The sequence below is a fragment of the Pseudoalteromonas sp. US3C1013 genome, assembly GCF_048401115.1.
Classification (GTDB): domain Bacteria; phylum Pseudomonadota; class Gammaproteobacteria; order Enterobacterales; family Alteromonadaceae; genus Pseudoalteromonas; species Pseudoalteromonas undina.
In genome coordinates this window covers 2,321,314-2,342,358 of record NZ_CP183075.1, presented here as the reverse complement: position 1 = coordinate 2,342,358, position 21,045 = coordinate 2,321,314, and the positions used below count along the sequence as shown (strand labels likewise).

Below are 21,045 nucleotides of genomic sequence, written 5' to 3'. Positions count from 1 at the left end.
ACTATGTTTAATAAAATAATAGATTGGTCTGTTAATAATAGACTCCTGATTTTGATTGCGCTGTTTGCCACAATTGTCGGCGCAATTATGGTTATACCAAAACTAAATTTAGATGCCTTTCCTGATGTTACTAATGTTCAAGTTGCTGTAAATACTGAAGCGCCAGGACTAGCTGCTGAAGAAGTTGAACAACTCATTACGTACCCCATTGAAGCGGTCATGTATGCCTTACCTGATGTAGAACAAGTGCGCTCAATTTCTAAAACAGGCTTGTCTGGCGTCACGGTTGTTTTCAAAGAAGGCACCGACATTTACTTTGCAAGACAACTCGTATTTGAGCGTCTTCAAGCCGCAAAAGAACTGATACCAGAAGGTGTCGGCACACCCGAAATGGGGCCAAACACCTCAGGGCTAGGCCAAGTATTTCAGTACCTTCTTATTTCAGATAAAGATGCAGGCTATGATGCTATGGCACTCAGGAGTCTCAATGATTGGGTAGTAAAATTACTCGTTATGCCTGTCGATGGTGTTACTGATGTACTCTCCTTTGGAGGTATTGTTAGGCAGTACCAAGTAAATGTAGATCCATCTAAGCTTCTTTCTTATAACCTAACGCAAGAAGACGTTGTTGGTGCCCTAGATAACAACAATGCCAATGTTGGCGGATGGTATATGAACCGTGGGCAAGAGCAGCTTGTTATTAGAGGTGCAGGTTGGTTTGAAAGTGGTGACGCTGGTATTAGTAATATCAAACAAGTTCCCGTCAAAACAGTTGATGGGACAGTTGTGACGGTTTCGGATATTGCTAAAGTTGAAATGGGCAGTGAAATTCGTCAAGGTGCTGTCACAATGACGCGCAAAACCGAAGACGGTAAAGTCGAAAATTTAGGTGAAGTTGTCTCTGGCATTGTCTTAAAACGCATGGGGTCTAATACTAAAGCCACCATTGATGGTATCAATGCAAGAATCCCATTGATTAATCAAGCATTGCCTAAAGGTGTTCGCTTTGAACCATTTTATGATCAGGCTGATTTGATTGAAAAAGCCGTTGATACAGTAGTTGATGCACTATTACTAGCATTTATTTTCATCTGTATTGTATTAGCACTATTTTTAATGAATATACGTGCAACCTTCCTTGTCCTAATATCTATTCCAATTTCAATTGGTATCGCGTTAATGATCATGGCTTGGTGGGGCATTTCTGCAAACCTTATGTCATTGGGTGGCATTGCCGTAGCCATTGGTATGCTAGTTGATGGTTCAGTCGTGATGGTTGAAAACATGTTTAAGCATTTAAATAGACCAGACTCTACCCATTTAAAAACTGTAAAAGAAAGAGTGCCTAGTGCTGATACTGATCCACATGATGTAGAACAAGATGAGCATGGTATTAAGCTACGTCTTCAAAATGCGGGTAAAGAAGTGGCTCGTCCCGTATTTTTTGCAGCTTCTATTATTTTAGTTGTATTTACGCCTTTATTTAGCTTTGAAGGTGTTGAGGCAAAGTTATTTCAACCTATGGCAATAAGCATCATTTTAGCTGTTATATCTGCTATTGTGGTTGCGTTGTTTTTTGTACCCGCTTTAGCTACTTATTTATTTAAGTCAGGTGTAAAAGAGAGGGAAAGCTTTGTTCTTAGGCCATTAGACAAACTCTACAGAAAAGGGCTTACATTCGCACTAAAACGCACCAAATTAGTCATTTCAGCCGCACTTATATTAGTTTTCTCTGCCTTTGCATTAGTTCCATTAATTGGTACTGAATTTGTACCTGAGTTAGAAGAAGGGACGATAAACTTAAGAGCAACGCTTGCACCTTCTTCCAGTTTAGATACCGCGCTCACTGTGGCACCAATTCTAGAAGAAAAACTAATGGCTTTTCCTGAAGTAACCTATGCATTAAGCCGAATTGGTCGAGCAGAAATAGGTGGAGACCCAGAGCCAGTGAATAACATCGAAATTTACATAGGGTTGAAGCCTGTTTCTGAGTGGACCAGTGCATCTAATCGATATGAACTTCAAGGAAAAATGGAGAGATCTCTAGAAGAATTCCCTGGGTTGCTACTCAACTTTTCTCAACCTATTGCGACTCGTGTCGATGAGCTACTATCTGGTGTTAAGGCTCAGTTGGCGATAAAGTTGTTTGGGCCTGAACTTGAGGTACTGGCGGCTAAAGGTCAAGAAATAGAAACAGCAATTAAAAACATTGAAGGTGCAAGGGATGTTGCATTGGAGCAAATTGCTGGTGAAGCGCAATTGGTGATAAGTCCTAACAGGCAAGAACTATCACGCTTTGGATTGTCTGTGAGTGACATAATGGAGGTTGTGCGTGATGGTATTGGTGGTGTTGCAGCCGGACAAATAATCAATGGTAATGAACGTTATGATATTTACGTTCGCATAGAGGAAGAGTACCGAAGTAACAAAGAAGCTATTGCTGATATTCGGCTTCAATCACCTACTGGTGCTTGGGTGCGACTGGGTGACGTAGCCTCAGTCTCATTTGAGTCAGGCCCACCACAAGTTAGACGCGATGATGTACAACGAAGAGTCGTTATCCAAGCAAATGTACAAAATCGAGATATGGGAAGCGTGGTTGCCGATATCAGAACGGTAATTGCTGAAAAGGTTGACTTACCTTCAGGTTATTCTGTTTCGATTGGCGGCCAGTTCGAAAGTCAAAAACGTGCTCAAAATAGGTTAGCTATAGTTGTACCTTTATCGTTAGCACTAATCGCACTACTACTTTACTTTGCCTTTGGTTCTGTTGGTCAAGCTATGCTGATATTGGTCAACGTGCCGCTTGCTGTAATTGGCGGAGTTTTCTCCTTATATTTATCTGGACAATACTTGTCTGTACCAAGCTCCGTTGGCTTTATTACCTTATTTGGTGTAGCGGTATTGAATGGGGTCGTTATGGTAGAAAGTATCAACCAACGTATTAAAGACGGTCTAGAAGCATCTAAAGCCGTTTTTGAAGGCGCTACTTCAAGATTAAGACCTGTACTTATGACTGCTATAACATCAGCTTTAGGTTTGATACCGATGTTAATGTCTAATGGTGTTGGTGCAGAAATACAGCGCCCATTAGCGAGTGTTATTGTTGGCGGCTTGGTAACTGCAACACTGTTAACATTATTTGTTTTACCTGTTTTATATCGCTGGTTTTCAGAGAAAAAAATAAAAGAGCTATCCAGATAAAATTACTGTGAACTCTAACCCCACGCTAAAGTCACGTTTAGCGTGGGGTTATTGAGTAGATGAACGAAAAGAAAGATTAGATTTAACAATAAACTAATAGTCATGACTGCTTTGTCGGAATATTTGTCGTTAAACAGGCCAAAGCTAACTTCCGCTTTCGTATCTTTGCAGTCTTAATCTCTATGTGTCTCAAGGTCGGCTTATGGCACAGACTGTGTGAAAACTCTGATCACCTTTTGGTCTAAGTATGTTCTGCTTATGATCTATTAATCTATACATTTAGTTCACTTAATATACTGATATTTATATAATTAGACTATTGATTCAGTTGAGGGTTGAGGCAGTATGTCAAAGTTTATAAGCGGTGAAAGTCGTGACCAATCAACGTTATTTCCAGAATCGTTGGAAGATTACGTCAGTGAAGATAATACGGTCAGAGTGATTGATGTTTTCATTGAGGAACTAAATCTAGCTGAATTGGGGTTTAAAGGATTAACTTTAAAGTCCACAGGCCGCCCTAAGTATCATCCAGCCACATTATTAAAACTGTATCTTTATGGTTACCTCAACCGTATTCAATCATCCCGCCGATTAGAAACCGAATGCCAACGCAATATTGAACTGATGTGGCTACTTGGTAAGTTGGCACCCGACTTTAAAACGATTGCTGATTTTAGAAAAGACAACGGAGATGGTATAAAAAATGTGTGCAAAACGTTTGTTGAAGTCTGCCGTCGTCTGAATATGTTTGAGAAACCAGTTGTTGCCATCGATGGTAGTAAGTTTAAAGCTAGCAACAACAAAGGCAATAATTTTACGCCAAGCAAAGTTAAATTCCACATCGACCGAGTCGAAAAGAACATTGAACGTTACCTTGAATTACTTGATGAAGCCGATAAAGAGCAAGCTAACGTCACAAAAATTAAAGCCACAAAAGATAGGCTAGCTGACTTTCGCAGCCAGTTAAAAAAACTACACGAGATTAAAGAACAAGTTGAAGCTCATCCTGACAAGCAAATATCCACTACTGATCCTGATTCACGTTTAATGAAAACTCAAGGTTTTACAAGAGTTGTGAGTTATAACGTGCAAAGTGCGGTTGATACCAAGCACCACCTTATAGTGGCGCATGAGGTGACCAACGTGCCAGATAGAGGCCAGCTTGCGTCAATGACAAAACTCGCACAAAAAGCATTGCGCAAGGAAGATATAAGGGTATTAGCAGATAAAGGTTACTTCAGCCAGCCCGATATAAAAGATACTATCGATTTGGGTGCAGAGCCAATCATGCCCAAGACGGATACATCGTCCTCTGAAAAGAAAGGGATATTTAACCGCTCACTCTTCAAATACGATGCAAATAAAGATATTTACTTATGCCCCGCTGGTAATGAACTTCAAAATCGAATGCAGGTATTTGAGCAAGGTAAATACCTTGATGTTTACTTCAATCACATTGCTTGTCGAGATTGTAAAATAAGAAGTCAGTGCACTAACTCTAAAAAAGACCCTAGGCGAATAAGGCGGTGGGTGCATGAGATTCTGACAGAAGAAATGCTTCAAAAGCTAAAGAATGAACCTGAATTGATGCTTTATCGCAAGCAAACTGTTGAGCACCCCTTTGGCACAATAAAACTCTGGATGGGAGCTACCCACTTACTAACACGAGGTTTAAAAAGCGTGAGTACAGAAATAAGTCTTCATGTTCTGGCTTACAACTTCAGAAGAATGCTCACAATTATGGGAGTTAATGGTCTAAGTAAAGCGATTAGAGTAGCGTTGCTATAGCAGTTTCGCTCGCGCGGAGAAAATTGTGATACTGAGAAAAAATCGATCGCAACCATCCTAGATGGTTTTAAACTAAGAACATACCCTTTTCGAGTTAGCAAATTGCATATTTTGCAAATTGGTTTTGCCCCAAAACGAGTTTAGGCGACGGTCGCAAATGAGCGATAAGCGATCATTGAGATTGGATAAATTTTAAAAATAACCAATATAGCTTATAAATACAGAAATCCAGACGAATGAACTTATCAATAGCGCAATTAATACTGCTGCGGAGCCTAAATCTTTAGCGAGACCTGACAATGGATGAATCTCTAAGCCAACTCTGTCTATTGTTGCTTCTATTGCTGTATTAACAACCTCTGCGAATATCACAAATAAAACAGAGATTAGTAGCATGACCTTTTCGTAAATACCTATCTGCCAAATCGAAATAATAATTAGCGATAAAGCGAGTAAAAAAAGCTCTTGTTTAAAAGCAGCTTCATTTTTAGCAAGCCATTTAAATGCACGCTGTGAATTTTTAAAAGCTAAAACTACTCGATTAATACCTGACGGCTTATTTGCACTATCAAATTGCATTGGAAACTCTCTTTATAGACTTAGGGCCTTACAGGCGTTAAAAATATCGTATTCAGGTTGGTATTGACTGCTGCTTACTTGAGTTAAGCCAAGTAAAGTGTCAAAAATATTGTCGTGTGAAAATACTTTTGAGCGTTGTAACTCAATACAATGATTAAATTTAGAGTTAGCGAGTTTATTACTCCAAAAAATCATTGGAATATGGGTTTGCTCGCTTGGTGCTAATGCATATGGAAACCCGTGAAGGTATAAACCTTTCTCACCAAGTGACTCACCGTGATCTGACACATATAGGAGTGACTTCTTTGTTTCGTTACTTGCTTGTAATACTTTTATCAACTGGCTTAACACCTTATCTGTGTATGCGATAGTATTATCATATGTGTTTGTTAGTTCAGTTGTACTACAGTTCTGAATATCGCTTCGAGAGCAATCAGGTTTAAACAAACTTTCGTGTTCAGGATAACGACGATAATAAGTTGGTCCATGTGAACCTATCATATGTAGAACAACCAATTTATGTTTAGCGTTACTAGTCGCTATCTTGTCTGCTAGTTTCGTAACTAATATTTCATCAAAACAGTAATGACCATCACATAACGGATGTTCTTTATTCGGCTCAATGTTGTCTGATTTGATGCGAGCACACACTCCTTTACAGCTGCTGTTATTATCAATCCATGTTACTTCAACACCACTACGCTGAATAATGTCTAGAGCATTTTCTTGACTACTAGCAAGCCGAGAATCATATTCTTTGCGGTTCAGTCGTGAAAACATACAGGGGACTGAAATAGCCGTTGCCGTTCCACACGATGAAACATTACTAAAATACTTTACGCCTAACTTGGGAGTATAAGTATTCGTTGCTCTACTATAGCCTTGTAGTGAAAAGTTAGCCGCCCGAGCTGTTTCCCCGACAACCATTACAGTTAGCGAGGTGCTCGTTTTATTTTTTAAAGTGGGCAAGTTATCGAGTACCTTGAAAGGTAATGGTGGGTAAAAGTAATTATCCCTCAGGTATTTATAACTTGCTGTATAGAATGCAAACGGGGTGATATAACTTGTTAGCTGTCGGTTGTTGCGGCCAACAGAAGCGTACTCTTTATAAAAGGGTACAGCGATTAAGGCACAACAGAGCAAAGCTGATAGATTTAGCTTCGTAAAACTTTTTAAACGAACTCTAAAACTCCCAATAATTGTGAACTTGGAAAATAAGTAAGTAGGTACAATCCCCAATAAAAAAATAAATAACACAAGCTGAAAGTTCAAGTATGAAAATGCTTCACCTGAATTTGTTTCAACAATATTTTGTAACATGCTCTTGTCAAAAATAACGCCATAATTAAGTGTTGAATAAAACAACAATGAGCAAACTAAAACACTAAATAGAAGTATAGCTTTAACAAAAGTAATTAAGGACAACCAACTTAAAACTAAAACAGTCAATGAGAAAAGCAATAAAGGGACCGACGCGATAAAAAGCCAATTTATATGCCCTGACTGTGTTGCAGCCATAAAAGTCTTGTATAAAAACAAGCCATTAAATGCGATAACGATATACATTGAAACTAAGCAAACAAATTGGCTGTAACTTACTTGCCAAGACGAAATACAAAATCTTTTAAAAGCAATTTTCATAGTTATTCCTTATCACTACTTTTATCAGCTAAACGATAAAGCTGCTCGGTGTAAGCTAAGTTGCTAAATAACACATGAGCTAGTGCTTTTTCAGCCAACGTTTGATCAACGTTTAGCTGTTCATTTTTTTCTTGTATTTTGGTTTGTTTGTTATAGCGCCAATAGCTGGTTTGTTGATTTGGCATTAGGATGACAGCGCGATCATTTTCTAGGTATGCAAAATTGTCGTAGTACTGCATCATTGCGCGTTCAACTGGATAACTTTTAGTCAGATCAAAGCCCAGCATAGGGGTTGCTTGGTCAATTCCTAAAAGTGACATCAAAGTAACAGGTAGATCAATTTGACTAACGAGTCTTGGATCGCGTTTACTTTTCATATCGCTGTTTAAAATAACAGCTGGTATATGAAAAGACTTCAAAGGGACAGGTTCAGAGCCAAAAACACGCACATCATGGTCTGCCACAACCAAAAATACGGTGTTTTCCCAGTACGACCGTGTTTTTGCTTTATTTATAAATTTACCTAGTGCGTAATCGGCATACTTAATTGCAAGATCACGCTTATAGTTTTCAGGGTTATGTCCTTTGGGTAGCGATACTTTGCCTTGTGGTATATCAAACGGATCGTGATTACTAGAAGTAAATACAAGACTAAAAAATGGCTCTGTCGAATTACTTAATTTAGTCAGTTCTTTATCTGCTTGATTGAATAAGTCCTCATCACTTACCCCCCAAGAGGAGATAAATTGGGGATTATCAATATGGTTGATGTCAACAATATCGTTAAACCCGTTTCCTAGAAAAAAGCTTTTCATATTGTCAAAATGGCTTTCACCGCCGTAGATAAACTGTGTTTTGTAACCTTCTTGACTGAATACATCCGCTAGTGAAAAAAAATTATGCTGCGATTTAGATAGTTTAACTACTGAGCGAGATGGTGATGGTGTAAAACCTGTAGTAATTGCTTCAATACCTCTTACGGAGCGCGTGCCCGTAGCATAAAGGTTGTCAAACCCCCACCCTTGTTGATATAGCTTATGAAGTTCGGGCGTAATATCTAACCCACCAAGTTCTCCAACAAATCGGGCACCTAAACTTTCCTCAAGTATTATAACTAAGTTTTTTTTAACACCAGACACAAAAGGCTTGTTGTGCGCCAAGGTTGGAATATTTCCAACGACAAACTGTTTTCGATAAGAAGCCTTTTTGACCGTATCTATAATTTGTTGACGAAGCATTGTGCCATACAAATTACTGGCACTTTTTTCGTTACCCATGTTTTTCAGCGCAAACGCAACACTGTAAGTGGAGTTAAGAACAAGTGAGTTTACTAGTGAATCTTGAGAAAAATAGACTAATGCAGGGTTAAGCGGTCGGTGATTTAATGTACCTCTAGCAGCAAATAAGCAGATTATTAAAGCAGCCATTAGAATGGGTAAATTGGATGCTTTTTTCAGTGACGGTGGTTGTGTGAATGCTCTGCATAAAAGGCGATAGCTATAAACGCTTGTTAACGAGGCCAAAAGCAATGTACTTAGCATTGCAAAAAGATGGCCATGCACTAACATTGAGAAGACTTCTTGTGGGTAATCAAGGTATTCAATATATAATCGGTTAGGCCTTACATCATATTGATTGATGAATGCAGGTGTTGATGCTTCAACAATAACAACTACAGTTACAACGCAGCTACCGTAAAGTGTAAAAATACGCTGGAAAAGCTCTGTTTTAGGGCGTGCAACTACATGTAGTATCAGTATAAAAACCCCAATAGTTGCTAAGTATCCAATGCTACTTAAGTCTATTCTGATTGCTCCTGATATGATCGGCCAAATATCACCATCATTTAATCTTGAATGTTGCCAAAACAATAAAGCAATGCGGGAAGTTATAAAGATTGATATCAATATAATAGTAAAACGCAACAAGGGTTTTAAAACGGAAGTATTTGCTGTCATAGTTGTGCTCGATCTTAATAATTGCAGCAATACTAAAAACCGAAACTTAAGAAATCCTGAGTCTAAACTTAATATTGGCTAAACTATGGAAACTTAAGCAAGTCTTAAGTAAAACTTAAGCTATATGGCGTAACCTAATGATGAAGATGCATTTCAGGTGAATGAGTAACACATGAAGTTATTAATAATTGAAGATTCAGCGTCACTAAGGCGTAGTTTACGAATTGGCTTAGCAAATCTAGGCTTTGCGGTTGATGACACCGGTGATGGTGCACAAGGGCTGAGTATGGCGATGACAGGTGAGTATGAGCTTATAATACTTGATATTATGTTACCGAGTATCGATGGTATTACTTTATTGCAAACCATAAGAACCAAACAGCTTGATTCTAAAGTCTTAATTTTGTCAGCTAAGCAAGAACCTGAAGACCGTGTTTTAGGGCTTTTAACAGGAGCGGATGATTATCTGACTAAACCCTTTTCATTTGATGAGCTCCACGCTCGACTGCTAAATTTAATGCGCCGTGGAGGATTGAAGATGATGAGTGATATCATAACTATTGATAATTTAGCACTGAATTTACAGTTAAAACTGCTAAAAGTTGCTGACAATGTTATCGACTTAACACCCAACGAGTACAAAATTGTCGAATGTTTATTTAGCAATCAAAATAAAGTGTTTAGTGCAGAAAAGCTAAGTACCTACCTTGCAGGGCAATATGATTTGATATCAAAGAACTCGATTGAAGCCCATTTATCATCTGCTCGCAAAAAAGTAAGAGTTGCAGGAGGGGAGCTGCCAATTCAGACCAAACGTGGTTTTGGTTATATTGTACAAGGACAATAATGAAATCTATTCGCAGTAAATTAGTTGTTACACTTTCGGTAACTATAACTAGCTTTGTTTTATGCATTTTGTTGGCAACCGACATTGCTGTTGATAGTTGGATAGATAATGAGTTTGATCGCAGCCTGCAATCCAAAGCAGGTATGTTAATGACCTTAGTACATAAAACTAATGAAGGTTTTTCGTTTAACTTTTCTAGTGAGTTTTTGCCCGAGTTCGAAGGGGAAATAGAGCCTGAGTACTTTCAATTATGGAGCAAAGAAAGTGTTTTTACCCGCTCAAAAAGTTTAGATTTATTTGAAGTTAAAAACCTACCATATGAAAGCTTAGAAATTGGCGAGTCAAAAATACTCCCTATACAATTATCTGATGGCCGAGATGGTCGGGTGTTTTATAGTCGTTTTATACCACAAGAAAAAGACAATACATCAGTAGACACATATAAAAAAACAAATGATGAGCCACTGACTTTAGCTTATGCAGCGTCTTCTGAGGAAGTTGATTTTGTACTTTGGTTGATTGACGTTATTTTTATAGTCACCATAATTACAGTTATTGTATTTATTCGATTATTTGTCAGGAAGGCGATAGATACATCACTTGCGCCATTAATTAAACTCAACCAAGATATCAGTCAGTTAAGTATTACCAGTGAAGGCTCTAAGATATTTATACAAGAGCCAGTTCAAGAGCTCTTGCCTATTGTTGAAAGCTTAAATGCTTTTATTAAAGAGAATAGACAACTTTACCTAAGGGAAAAGCGACTTACATCCGATATTGCCCATGAAATAAAAACGCCCATTGCCGAACTTATAAATATGGCAGAAGTTGCTATCAGGTTTCCAAATGAGATTGAGCTCAATGAGGATTTTAAGCCTGAAGCGTTGAAAATAAGTTTACGGCTTAAAAATATCGTGTCGAACTTATTGCTATTACATAAATACAGTAATGGTAAGCTAATCAAACAAGATGCTTGTGATTTAAATCAAGTCATTACCAGAGTCTTAGAAAACACTGATTTATCGCGTGTAAATTTGGAGTTGAATGAGAATGCACCAGCAATTATAAGCAACTTGTTTGCCCTCGAATCAATTATTAGCAATTTAGTTAACAACGCTAAACAATACAGCCCACTAAATTCAAAAATTTTAGTTTCGACAATGATTTCAAAAGAAAAACTTTTATTTTTGTCAGTTACTAACTCCCTTATTGAACCTTTGAGTGATAATGATATAGACCAATTATTTGACCCTTTATGGCAAAAAGACACTTCAAGAACATCGAATGATAACTTTGGATTGGGGTTATCAATCGCTAAAACGCTTAGTAAAGCAATTGATGCGCAATTAAGTGCAGAAGTTAGTGACAGAAAAATCACATTCTCTTTAGCCTTAAACACTGATTAGTTTATTTAGCCCTACATAGAAATAAAGGCTGGGGAATGCAATTATGTGATGAGGCTCCTAAATACTTAATTGTACTGGTAGCTATCAAACAATCAACTCCGTTTCTGCGGCTTAGCAGGATGTTGTTATCACTATACATTTTACAGATCCGCCCTCCGGCTCTAACTCGTTTTTGTCCAAAAACGAGTTTACCCGACCGTCCGCTATTCGCTCAAATAAGCCCCCGAAAAGTGGCTCATATAGCTATCTAGGTTAACGCTTTCGAAAAACAGAAGTAAATTTCCTATAACTACCTTTGAAGCACTAGAAACGGAAGTTTGCTTCCGAAATATAGTAATATAGGCTTACAAATCGGAAGTTTACTTCCGTTTTGTACTTTAAGTTTATAAACCGGTGTTTAATGAAAGCTGGGAAGTCTAGAGGTACAAGCAAACATTGGGTTATTAAATTTAATAATTAGCTTTTAGCTAAATTTAGAAAAACTTTAAAGCTGGTAGTTTGATTATTTGAACTGACCTCTATATTTCCACCGTTTGCTTGCGCTAGAGCTTTAACTATTGCAAGCCCTAAACCAGCTCCATCGCTGTGTCGTTGGCGCGATTTATCGGGTCGATAAAAGCGGTCAAATAAATAAGGTAAATGCTCAGAAGGTATTCTCTCCCCAGTATTAATCACTGAAATACATATTTTTTCAGCGGTAAATATTTCACTATTTACTGTGATTGATGAGCCTTTTGGGGCATACCTTATTGCATTGGATAGGAGGTTTGATAATAATTGGCGAAAGTGTAATTTGTCACAATAAAAACAAAGGTTTTGACCTTTTTTCTTAAATGTAATCAATGAGTCTTCAGCCAAAGCATCAAAGTACTCAAATAATGCTTCAATTTCATCATGGCTTTTTAGAGTATTTTGAACGGGTTTAACCAGTCCATTCTGAGTTTTTGCAAGCCAAAGCATATCACTAACCATCTTAGTTAGTCGTTCCAGCTCTTCTAGATTAGAAAACAATAATTCTTGATACTCTAACAACTGTCTTTTTTTAGATAAACCAACCTGTGTTTGAGTGATTATATTTGTTAGTGGAGTACGTAACTCATGCGCAATATCACTAGAGAAATTTGATAAACGAATAAATTCACCTTGGAGCCTGTCGAGCATCGAGTTAAACGACTGCACCATATTAACAAGCTCAATAGGCACTTTATTTTCATCAAGCCTTACATCCATCTTATTAGTTTGGATGTCATGCATTTTCTGACTCAAACCTCGTAAAGGGTTTAATCCTTGATGTATAGCAAACCAAGCCACCAATAAAATGAGTACCGCAGAGCCAAACATAATAGCCCAAAGGCTTTGTTGAAATTGATTGAGAAAGTGTAAATGAAAGCTCATGTCTATCGCTGTAGTAATTTTGTATTGCTGTTGCCCAGTACTTAAATTACTCACCAGAGCTCGGTAGGTGTGGGTATCATTTTGCCATGAGGTAATGTTGTTACGGTTAAAGCCAGCTGAAGCCTTAGCACTCATTACAAAATCACTAAAATCTCGTTCAGAACTTTGAAAAATGAGCTCTCCTTTTGCGGTATTTACCTGATAGTAAACACCGTGATGACCCGCTACAGCGTTAGATAATTCATTTTTAAGTTTCAGGTTTGATTTATACTGTTGTCTTAAAACTAATTCAATAGATTGATTAATAACATGCAGTTCACTACTATCTTGCTTGAAAAAATGATGTTTTATCGAACTATTTATTAAGGTGGCAACTAAAGTTAAGCACGCAATAACGGTTACAGCCACAAACAACACAACACGCATCGTAAGTGATAAAGGCCGTGACTTAATAGCCATCAGTTTCAACCTCTAATTTATAGCCCATACCACGAACCGTATGAATTAATTTAATAGTAAAGTCATCATCAACTTTTGCTCTTAGCCTACGAATGGCAACATCAATCACATTGGTGTCGCTATCAAAATTCATATCCCATACTTGAGAAGCAATTAACGAACGTGGCAGTACTTCACCTTCGCGCCGTAACAATAGTTCAAGTAAGCTAAACTCTTTATTACTCAATAAAATACGCTTGCCTGCACGTTGTATTTTTCGCTTTGGAATATCCATTTCTAAATCAGCAACGATCAGTATATCGTCAACTGTTTGTACTGCACCACGGCGAATAAGAGTGCGTACTCTTGCTAAAACTTCAGCAAAAGCAAAAGGCTTTATTAAATAGTCATCAGCACCAAGTTCGAGCCCCTTTACTCTATCGTCTATGCTATCGCGAGCAGATAAAAATAGTACTGGGGTTTTGTTATCTGCTTCACGTAGCGACTGTAAAATTTTCCAACCGGATACGTCAGGTAACATGACATCAAGTATTATTACATCAAATAAGTCGGTCATTGCTAGGTGATGACCGTCAAGACCATTGCGCGCCAAAGAAACCTGAAAACCAGCTTCACTTAGTCCCTGTTTTAAATAATCTCCCGTTTTTGCTTCATCTTCAACAACTAATAAGCGCATACAATTCCTTCATTAAAGTCCTAACAACTACCTCTGCAAATATTATGCAGTATCTGTCACTACAGCAACATGACACCAAGATTACAACTTTGTAATGTTCGCGTCATGTTGAAGACAGGTCTATTTTCTATACTCAATACATATTCTGGTATGAAGGAGTAAGGAAATGGGGTTTAAAAAGTCATCACAACAGGTTAGCACACCACGAAGACGATTTGTTCAAGGCTTAATTGCAGGAGGTGTACTTGCTGCTTTTCCGAGTGTATTACATGCTGCATCATCTTTAGTAGCAGGAACAATAACAGGCACTGTGCCCGAACTTAGCGGCAAAGTAATTGATCTGGTTATAGATGAATCGCCGGTTAACTTTACTGGCGTAGTACGTATGGCGACAACTATCAATGGCTCTATACCCGCCCCTACCTTGCGCCTCAAAGAAGGCGATGACGTTACTATTAGAGTAACAAATAAGTTATCAGTACCGAGTTCAATTCATTGGCATGGCATTATTTTACCGTATCAAATGGATGGCGTACCTGGTATCAGTTTTAAAGGGATTATGCCTGGCGAAACCTTTGTTTATAAATTTAAATTACAACAAAGCGGTACATATTGGTATCACTCACATAGTGGCTTTCAAGAAATGACTGGCATGTACGGTGCATTAATTATTGAACCGCGAGAAAAAGATATTATTAGTGCAGATAACGAGCATGTTATTCAATTATCTGATTGGACTGATGATGACCCAATGGATTTGTTCCGCAAGTTAAAAGTACAGAGCGATGTATTTAACTTTAATCAACCTACTGTTCCAGAGTTTTTTGATGACATTTCAAATAGCAGCGTTTCAAATGCGCTACAACGCCGGGAAATGTGGAATAAAATGAGAATGAACCCTACAGATCTTGCTGACTTATCAGCATCTGCAATGACTTTTTTAATGAATGGTAGTACGCCAATGTCAAATTGGCGAGGAATGTTTAAAGCTGGCGAAAAGGTTAGGCTTAGATTTATTAACGGTTCTAGCAATACGTTTTTTGATGTAAGAATACCTGAGCTGAAGTTAACAGTTGTACAAGCTGATGGACAAAATGTTGAACCTGTGACAGTAGATGAATTTAGATTCGGCCCTGGTGAGACCTACGACGTAATTGTTGAGCCTAAAAATGATGCCTATACGATTTTTGCTCAAAGTATGGATCGCTCTGGTTACGCAAAAGGAACTTTATCAAGCTCGCCTAATATTGATGCGCCAGTACCTGCACTTGACCCTGTTGAATGGTTAACGATGACCGATATGATGGGCAATATGACCCACGGCGGTGAGCATTCTGCAATGGCAGGTATGGCTGGCATGTCAGGTATGAACTCTAAAGAAATGGATCATAGCGCTATGGATCACGGTCCAATGGCGATGGATCATAGCAAACATGGTATGTCTGAAAACCCATTAGCGGTTGCCAGCTCTAAAGTGCGTCATGCAAAAACGGAGTATGGAGCTTCAGTTGATATGCGCGTTGATATGCCGAGAACAAATCTTGATGATCCTGGTATTGGTTTACGTAAAAATGGTCGTCGTGTTTTAACACTTGCAGATTTACACTCACTTGAAGGGATCACTAACCAGCAAGAGCCAGAAGCTGAAATTGAGCTGCATTTAACCGGAAATATGGAACGTTATAGCTGGTCATTTGATGGCTTAGAATTTGGTAAAAGCACGCCAGTGCATATGAAGCATAACCAACGTTTAAGAGTTATTTTACAAAACGATACCATGATGACGCACCCTATGCATTTGCATGGTATGTGGAGTGATTTAGAAAACGAGCAAGGTGATGTGCAAGTGCGACGTCATACGATACCTGTTCAACCCGCACAAAGAATCAGCTTCTTAACCACCCCTCACGATGTAGGGCGCTGGGCTTGGCATTGTCATTTATTATTCCATATGGATGCCGGCATGTTTAGAGAGGTAGTCGTATCATGAAACAATTAAAACTATCTAAATCATTAGGTTTATTAATGTTAACTGGGGCTTCATTAATTAGCTTCCCTTTATTAGCGCAAAGTGAAATGGCACAAAAGAGTAGCGCTAAGATGCAACCACAAGGGGGAGATGCACCTAAAGATGCAAGAGACCCTCATGCTTACTCTGCGGGAACAACTTTAACAGAAGGCCCATATGTGCTTGAGGGCAATGAGCGATTAACACTCGCTGATGAGCATCCATTTTACGCATTACTAGGCGATCGTCTTGAATATAACGAGCAAGCAAATGCAGGTGTATTTGACTTACAAGCATGGTACGGCACTACCTTTGATCGATTGGTAGTTAAAACTGAGGGGGATTTCAGCGAAGGAAGCCTTGAGGAAAACCAAACCGATATTTTATGGGGTCACGCCGTATCAGCATATTGGGATACTCAAGCAGGTGTTCGTCTTGATTACAATAAAGAAGGTGAAAATCGGCAATGGTTGGCTTTTGGCTTACAAGGTTTAGCCCCTTACTGGTTTGAACTTGATATGACAGCGTACGTAGGTGAGCGAGGCAGTACCGCATTTACGTTAGAGGCAGAGTACGAACTACTACTCACGCAAAAGTTAATTATACAACCGCGAGCCGAAATTACACTTTATGGCAAAAACGATAAACAAAACGAACTTGGAAGTGGCCTATCAAGCAGCGCGATTGGCTTTAGGGTTCGTTATGAGTTTACACGCCAGTTTGCGCCCTATATTGGCGTTGAATGGAGCAATAAATTTGGCAGTACCGCCGACTATGCCACATCAAGTGGACAAAGTAGCAATAACACCGCATTTGTTGCGGGTATTAAATTTTGGTTTTAATCATTTTAAATAAGAGGTAATTATGAAGTTATTTAATTCTGCAGTAGTTATTTTAGGTTTAGTGCTTACATTTTCCGCATCAGCGCATATATCACTCAAGCAATCAACACCTACGCAAGAAGCCATGTTAATGCAAAGCCCAGAGCAACTTTCGTTAACTTTTGGTGGTGAAGTAAGGCTAGCAAAAGTCATCATCAAAGATGAAAAAAATAAATCAATAAACTTTGATTTCAAACCTAGCTCCACCCCAAGCACAGACTTTAATTGGTCGCTGCCGAGTTTAGCACATGGTACCTACACGGTTAAATGGACAGTACTTGGGGGGGATGGACATAAAATGTCAGATTCGTTTTCTTTTATGGTACATCAAAGTGAGTCAAGTAATATGATGCAAGAACAATCTAATGCCCACAGCAAACACAATCATTAAGTAGCAGCATGATACAAGTAAGTGAATGGTCAGTACTTTTACTATTATTAAAGCTAGCAAGCTATAGTGCTTTGGCCGCACTTGCTGGTACTTTTTTAATTCGTTTTATTATCGCCAGTAATTTATCTGGTCATCACTTTATAAGTTTCTCTCAGTATTTAAAGCGCTGGCAAATTCAATGTGTGGCATTGGGTTTTATTGCTGTCATTTTACAAGTACCAATTGAAGCTGGTGCAATTGCAGAATCTGGTGTAGCGGGAATGCTAGACCCTTTTATGCAAGAGATTGTTTGGCAATCAGTTATAGGAGAACAAGCTCTTTTCAGAGGCGCAGCGCTTTTTGTGGCTATGATTGTTGCACTTAATTGGCGCATTAACATAAAGCACCGTTTTGCAGTGGTTATAAATAATACAGTTATGTTGGTTTTGCTTATATCTATTGCATATAGCTTCACTTTCACAGGTCACAGTGCAAATGAAAATGGGTTAGTAAAAAGCATTTTAACTTTTCACCTTCTTGCAATAGCAAGTTGGGTGGGGTCACTGTGGCCACTATATAAAAGCTGTACCATATTATCTGTTCATGAAGTTAAGAAGGTAATGCACCTGTTTGGGCACTTAGCCATCATCGTTGTATTTGTGCTGCTTATTTCAGGTTTAGCGCTTTTGCTTAATTACCTGCATTCGTTATCAGCGCTGTTCACGTCAAGTTATGGGCAATTAATTTTGCTAAAACTGCTACTAGTGAGCGCGATGCTTATGATGGGGGCTTGGCACAAACTAATTTTAGTTCCGAGAATCACCCAAAAACAGCATGTAGGTACACTAAAACGTTCCATCAGTGTAGAAATGCTGATAGCTGCTTTTGTACTTATTACAACAAGCGTGTTCACCACACTTGTTGGTCCCCCAAATTAATTTAATAAAAAGAGAGCAACATGTTTAATAACTCTGCAAAAATAATCATAACATCGCTATTACTTTTTGGCGCATTGAACTCACTAGCTGTAAGCGCACACAAGAATGAGGAACATGCAAATGAGCGTGTGTTATTTGTTGGTACCGATACCCCAGCTGCGCAAGCAGTAAGTGCCTTTCACCAAGCATTAAATCAAAGTGATCAAAAAAAGCTCGCTCATTATTAGCTGATAACGTCATTATTTTTGAAGGCGGAGGCGTTGAGCGTTCTGCCGATGAATATGCAAATCACCACATGCTAGCGGATATGAAATACCTCAGTTCGGTTAATAGCAAACTATTAGAACATCAGGTTTATATAAGTGGTGATATCGCTTACTCCATTTCGCGAAGTGAAACGATGGGCAGCTACAAAGGTAAAGCCATTAACACAACGGGTATGGAGTCAATGACTCTAAAAAAGACCCGCAATGGCTGGAAAATCACACATATTCATTGGTCAAATTAAGGAAGTAACATGCGATTAACGTACATAACAACTGCACTTTCAGTGATGTTGGCGGTGTCTATATCAGTAAAAAGTATGGAAAACCCACACAGTGTATTGCCAGTCCAAGAGGCCATAGAAAAAGATAAAACAGAGATTGAGTTGACAGTTTATAAAAGTAAAAACTGTGGGTGCTGTAAAAAATGGATTGAGCATATTAATGAAAGTGGCATTAAAACAAAAGCAATAGATGTTGCTGATATGGGGCTAATTAAAGCTCAATATCAAATAAAGCCAAATATGCGCTCATGCCATAGCGCTGTTTCAGCCGATGGGTATGTTTTTGAAGGGCACGTGCCAGCTAAATATATAAAGCAGTTTTTAGCTGAACAACACCCTCAGAAAACGATCGGGCTGACAGTTCCGGCAATGCCTGTTGGCACGCCAGGTATGGAGATGGGCAATCGTTTTCATAAATATAATATTGAAGTACTTACTCAAGATTCACAGCAACATACTTATAAGCATATCAGCAAATACGCAGTGCAGTTTTAACTCTTATGGCATAGTTATTGAGTTAGCCGTAAGTATTAATGCGATGATTAAATATATAGTGGGCTTACGCCTTATAAATTGTAAGTAATACCCCTTAGTATAAATAAAATACAAGTTGAACAACTGAAAAGGAGCCATTGTAATGTCACAGTATTTAAAATTTTTCTTAATGATAGCCACATCAACATTAGTCATGTTTGTACTAATGTATTTGAATAGTTATCAGCTAAGCCATGTGTTTTTTAGTGAAACGCGTACCTATATGGCTATTTATATGGGGGCTGCAATGGCGGTAGTTATGCTGTTGTTTATGCTAAATATGTATAAGGATAAAAAGAAAAACAGCGTAGTTTTAGGGATCAGCATTATTAGCTTTGTAGGCGCATTATTTTTAGTACGTTCGCAAATAACGGTCAACGATCAGTCTTGGATGTCAGCCATGATACCGCATCATTCAATCGCTATACTGACTAGTGATAGAGCTAATATCAAAGACAAGCGCGTCCAAGAGCTTGCAACAAATATTATTGAAGCACAGCGTCGTGAGATTAAAGAGATGCAGTGGTTACTGAACGATATAGAAAAAAATGGCCTAGCAGAAACTCAGGAACAAGCACAATCTAGGACCGTACCGGATTTTAATGCTAAGTAAAATTTTATACCAATACATAAAAGGGAGCTAAACATGAGTAAATCAGCCCAACTTTTTAGAATGGCCACAGATGAGCATATTTGTCCGTTTGGTTTAAAATCAAAAGACCTACTAGAGCGAGAGGGATATACAGTTGATGATCAGCTATTAACTTCTCGAGAGCAAACAGATGAATTTAAAAAACAACACAGTGTAGAAACTACACCTCAAACATTTATTGATAATAAACGTATAGGTGGCTATGTCGACTTACGCGATTACTTTGATAAGCCAAAAGCTGGGCAAGAAGGTACAACTTACACGCCCGTGATTGCGATTTTTTCGGTTAGTTTTTTGCTTAGTGTGGCATTTAGTTTTGCAGCGAATAATAGCTTATTATCAATGCAAACCGCTGAACTGTTTGTAGCCCTAACAATGGCAGTGTTAGCAATACAAAAGCTTCAAGACTTATTTAGCTTTACTAATTCATTTATAACCTATGACTTAGTCGCTATGAAAGTAGTCAGGTACGCCTATGTTTACCCATTTTTAGAAGCATTTGTTGGCATTGGAATGATAGCCGGATTACCAGCCTATATTATTGCCCCTATTTCATTGTTCATAGGTGGGGTTGGTGCTGTTTCAGTGATAAAAGCAGTCTATATAGATAAACGAGAGTTAAAATGTGCGTGTGTAGGCGGTGACAGTAACGTACCACTAGGGTTTATCTCCCTAACAGAAAACCTGTTTATGATCGCTGCCGGTATTTGGATGTTTGTTAAGTAAACAACAGCTTTAATTTAAAAACATGATGATGTACTAGTGTGATTACCAAGGGATTATGTCGCTCTAATTACCGAGCGACTTTGTCGTAAATAGCATATCAGCTGTACTAGCTCATATCAGTTCTTACAGTTTAAGTGAATAAGTTTAGACTTCATCAGGCAGACTGCTATGAGCGATAACCAGTCATTGGGATTAGCTAAATATCATAGTTTATTAATTGGTCAAGCTGAGTCGTTTGCGCATATATTCCTGAAAATGAGCGGCGCGCGCAATTGGTTCATTTAACTCTACCTAAAAATTTTACAAAACTTAGAGATAGTAATGCCTTAGGTAATTTGTTAAAACTATATAAGATAGATAAATGAGCGTTAAGTCGGCAGAAATATGCGCGATGAGCGCACTATTAAATTATTAGGCATCCATGAAACAGAGGTCT

Annotated in this window: 16 protein-coding genes and 1 pseudogene; 12 read left to right on the top strand and 5 right to left on the bottom strand. The window is 38.4% G+C overall.

What is annotated here, in order from left to right:
• Positions 1 to 3 precede the first annotated feature (3 nt).
• Positions 4 to 3,204 (top strand): efflux RND transporter permease subunit, encoded by a 3,201-nt coding sequence (locus ACNSN2_RS10975; protein WP_055018868.1) that lies wholly within the window; start codon positions 4 to 6, stop codon positions 3,202 to 3,204.
• A gap of 345 nt (positions 3,205 to 3,549) precedes the next feature.
• Complete coding sequence (locus ACNSN2_RS10970) at positions 3,550 to 4,992, top strand: IS1182 family transposase (RefSeq protein WP_418607335.1); 1,443 nt, start codon at positions 3,550 to 3,552, stop codon at positions 4,990 to 4,992.
• A 192-nt stretch (positions 4,993 to 5,184) separates the two neighbouring features.
• Here the strand turns inward: ACNSN2_RS10970 and ACNSN2_RS10965 are convergent, their stop codons facing one another.
• From ACNSN2_RS10965 to ACNSN2_RS10955, 3 genes are read right to left on the bottom strand one after another with little or no spacing between them, the layout of a single operon-like run.
• Positions 5,185 to 5,571 (bottom strand): diacylglycerol kinase, encoded by a 387-nt coding sequence (locus ACNSN2_RS10965; RefSeq protein WP_024599461.1) that lies wholly within the window; start codon positions 5,569 to 5,571, stop codon positions 5,185 to 5,187.
• 12 nt (positions 5,572 to 5,583) lie between these two features.
• Positions 5,584 to 7,212, bottom strand: a complete 1,629-nt coding sequence (locus ACNSN2_RS10960; RefSeq protein WP_418607334.1) for a phosphoethanolamine transferase — start codon at positions 7,210 to 7,212, stop codon at positions 5,584 to 5,586.
• Positions 7,213 to 7,214: 2 nt separating this feature from the next.
• Complete coding sequence (locus ACNSN2_RS10955) at positions 7,215 to 9,170, bottom strand: LTA synthase family protein (RefSeq protein WP_418607332.1); 1,956 nt, start codon at positions 9,168 to 9,170, stop codon at positions 7,215 to 7,217.
• Between the two features lie 172 nt (positions 9,171 to 9,342).
• On the opposite strand from ACNSN2_RS10955, the gene ACNSN2_RS10950 reads away from it, so the two are divergent.
• Together ACNSN2_RS10950 and ACNSN2_RS10945 are read left to right on the top strand one after the other, a co-directional pair.
• On the top strand, positions 9,343 to 10,017 hold the full coding sequence (locus tag ACNSN2_RS10950; RefSeq protein ID WP_058429029.1) for a response regulator transcription factor: 675 nt from the start codon (positions 9,343 to 9,345) through the stop codon (positions 10,015 to 10,017).
• Entirely contained in the window at positions 10,017 to 11,423 is a 1,407-nt protein-coding gene (locus ACNSN2_RS10945; RefSeq protein WP_418607329.1) for a sensor histidine kinase, read from the top strand. Before ACNSN2_RS10950 ends, ACNSN2_RS10945 begins: the two co-directional genes overlap by 1 nt.
• A gap of 456 nt (positions 11,424 to 11,879) precedes the next feature.
• Here ACNSN2_RS10945 and ACNSN2_RS10940 read toward each other — a convergent pair whose 3' ends face one another.
• Both ACNSN2_RS10940 and ACNSN2_RS10935 read right to left on the bottom strand, forming a co-directional pair.
• Positions 11,880 to 13,277 carry a heavy metal sensor histidine kinase gene (locus ACNSN2_RS10940; protein ID WP_418607327.1) on the bottom strand — a complete coding sequence of 466 codons (1,398 nt, stop codon included), beginning with the start codon at positions 13,275 to 13,277 and terminating at the stop codon, positions 11,880 to 11,882.
• Positions 13,267 to 13,953, bottom strand: coding sequence for a heavy metal response regulator transcription factor (locus ACNSN2_RS10935; RefSeq protein ID WP_008109918.1), 687 nt, complete (start codon positions 13,951 to 13,953; stop codon positions 13,267 to 13,269). The genes ACNSN2_RS10940 and ACNSN2_RS10935 overlap by 11 nt, the downstream gene beginning before the upstream one ends.
• Positions 13,954 to 14,119: 166 nt before the next feature.
• Between ACNSN2_RS10935 and ACNSN2_RS10930 the strand changes: the two genes are divergently transcribed.
• The 8 genes and pseudogenes from ACNSN2_RS10930 to ACNSN2_RS10895 all read left to right on the top strand — a co-directional run bounded on the left by ACNSN2_RS10930 (position 14,120) and on the right by ACNSN2_RS10895 (position 20,609).
• Positions 14,120 to 15,943, top strand: a complete 1,824-nt coding sequence (locus ACNSN2_RS10930) for a copper resistance system multicopper oxidase (RefSeq protein ID WP_008109920.1) — start codon at positions 14,120 to 14,122, stop codon at positions 15,941 to 15,943.
• Positions 15,940 to 16,803: a copper resistance protein B gene (locus ACNSN2_RS10925; protein WP_024606961.1), complete on the top strand. Its 864-nt coding sequence runs from the start codon at positions 15,940 to 15,942 to the stop codon at positions 16,801 to 16,803. Before ACNSN2_RS10930 ends, ACNSN2_RS10925 begins: the two co-directional genes overlap by 4 nt.
• Before the next feature lie 22 nt (positions 16,804 to 16,825).
• On the top strand, positions 16,826 to 17,233 hold the full coding sequence (locus ACNSN2_RS10920; protein ID WP_024589684.1) for a copper resistance CopC family protein: 408 nt from the start codon (positions 16,826 to 16,828) through the stop codon (positions 17,231 to 17,233).
• Between the two features lie 11 nt (positions 17,234 to 17,244).
• Positions 17,245 to 18,150 carry a copper resistance D family protein gene (locus ACNSN2_RS10915; RefSeq protein WP_182758738.1) on the top strand — a complete coding sequence of 302 codons (906 nt, stop codon included), beginning with the start codon at positions 17,245 to 17,247 and terminating at the stop codon, positions 18,148 to 18,150.
• Between the two features lie 20 nt (positions 18,151 to 18,170).
• Positions 18,171 to 18,658, top strand: a pseudogene (locus ACNSN2_RS10910) (YybH family protein).
• A 9-nt stretch (positions 18,659 to 18,667) separates the two neighbouring features.
• Positions 18,668 to 19,192 carry a DUF411 domain-containing protein gene (locus ACNSN2_RS10905; RefSeq protein ID WP_016900197.1) on the top strand — a complete coding sequence of 175 codons (525 nt, stop codon included), beginning with the start codon at positions 18,668 to 18,670 and terminating at the stop codon, positions 19,190 to 19,192.
• A gap of 142 nt (positions 19,193 to 19,334) precedes the next feature.
• Positions 19,335 to 19,844: a DUF305 domain-containing protein gene (locus ACNSN2_RS10900; protein ID WP_418607323.1), complete on the top strand. Its 510-nt coding sequence runs from the start codon at positions 19,335 to 19,337 to the stop codon at positions 19,842 to 19,844.
• A gap of 33 nt (positions 19,845 to 19,877) precedes the next feature.
• Complete coding sequence (locus tag ACNSN2_RS10895) at positions 19,878 to 20,609, top strand: MauE/DoxX family redox-associated membrane protein (RefSeq protein WP_008463945.1); 732 nt, start codon at positions 19,878 to 19,880, stop codon at positions 20,607 to 20,609.
• The last annotated feature ends 436 nt before the right edge of the window (positions 20,610 to 21,045 follow it).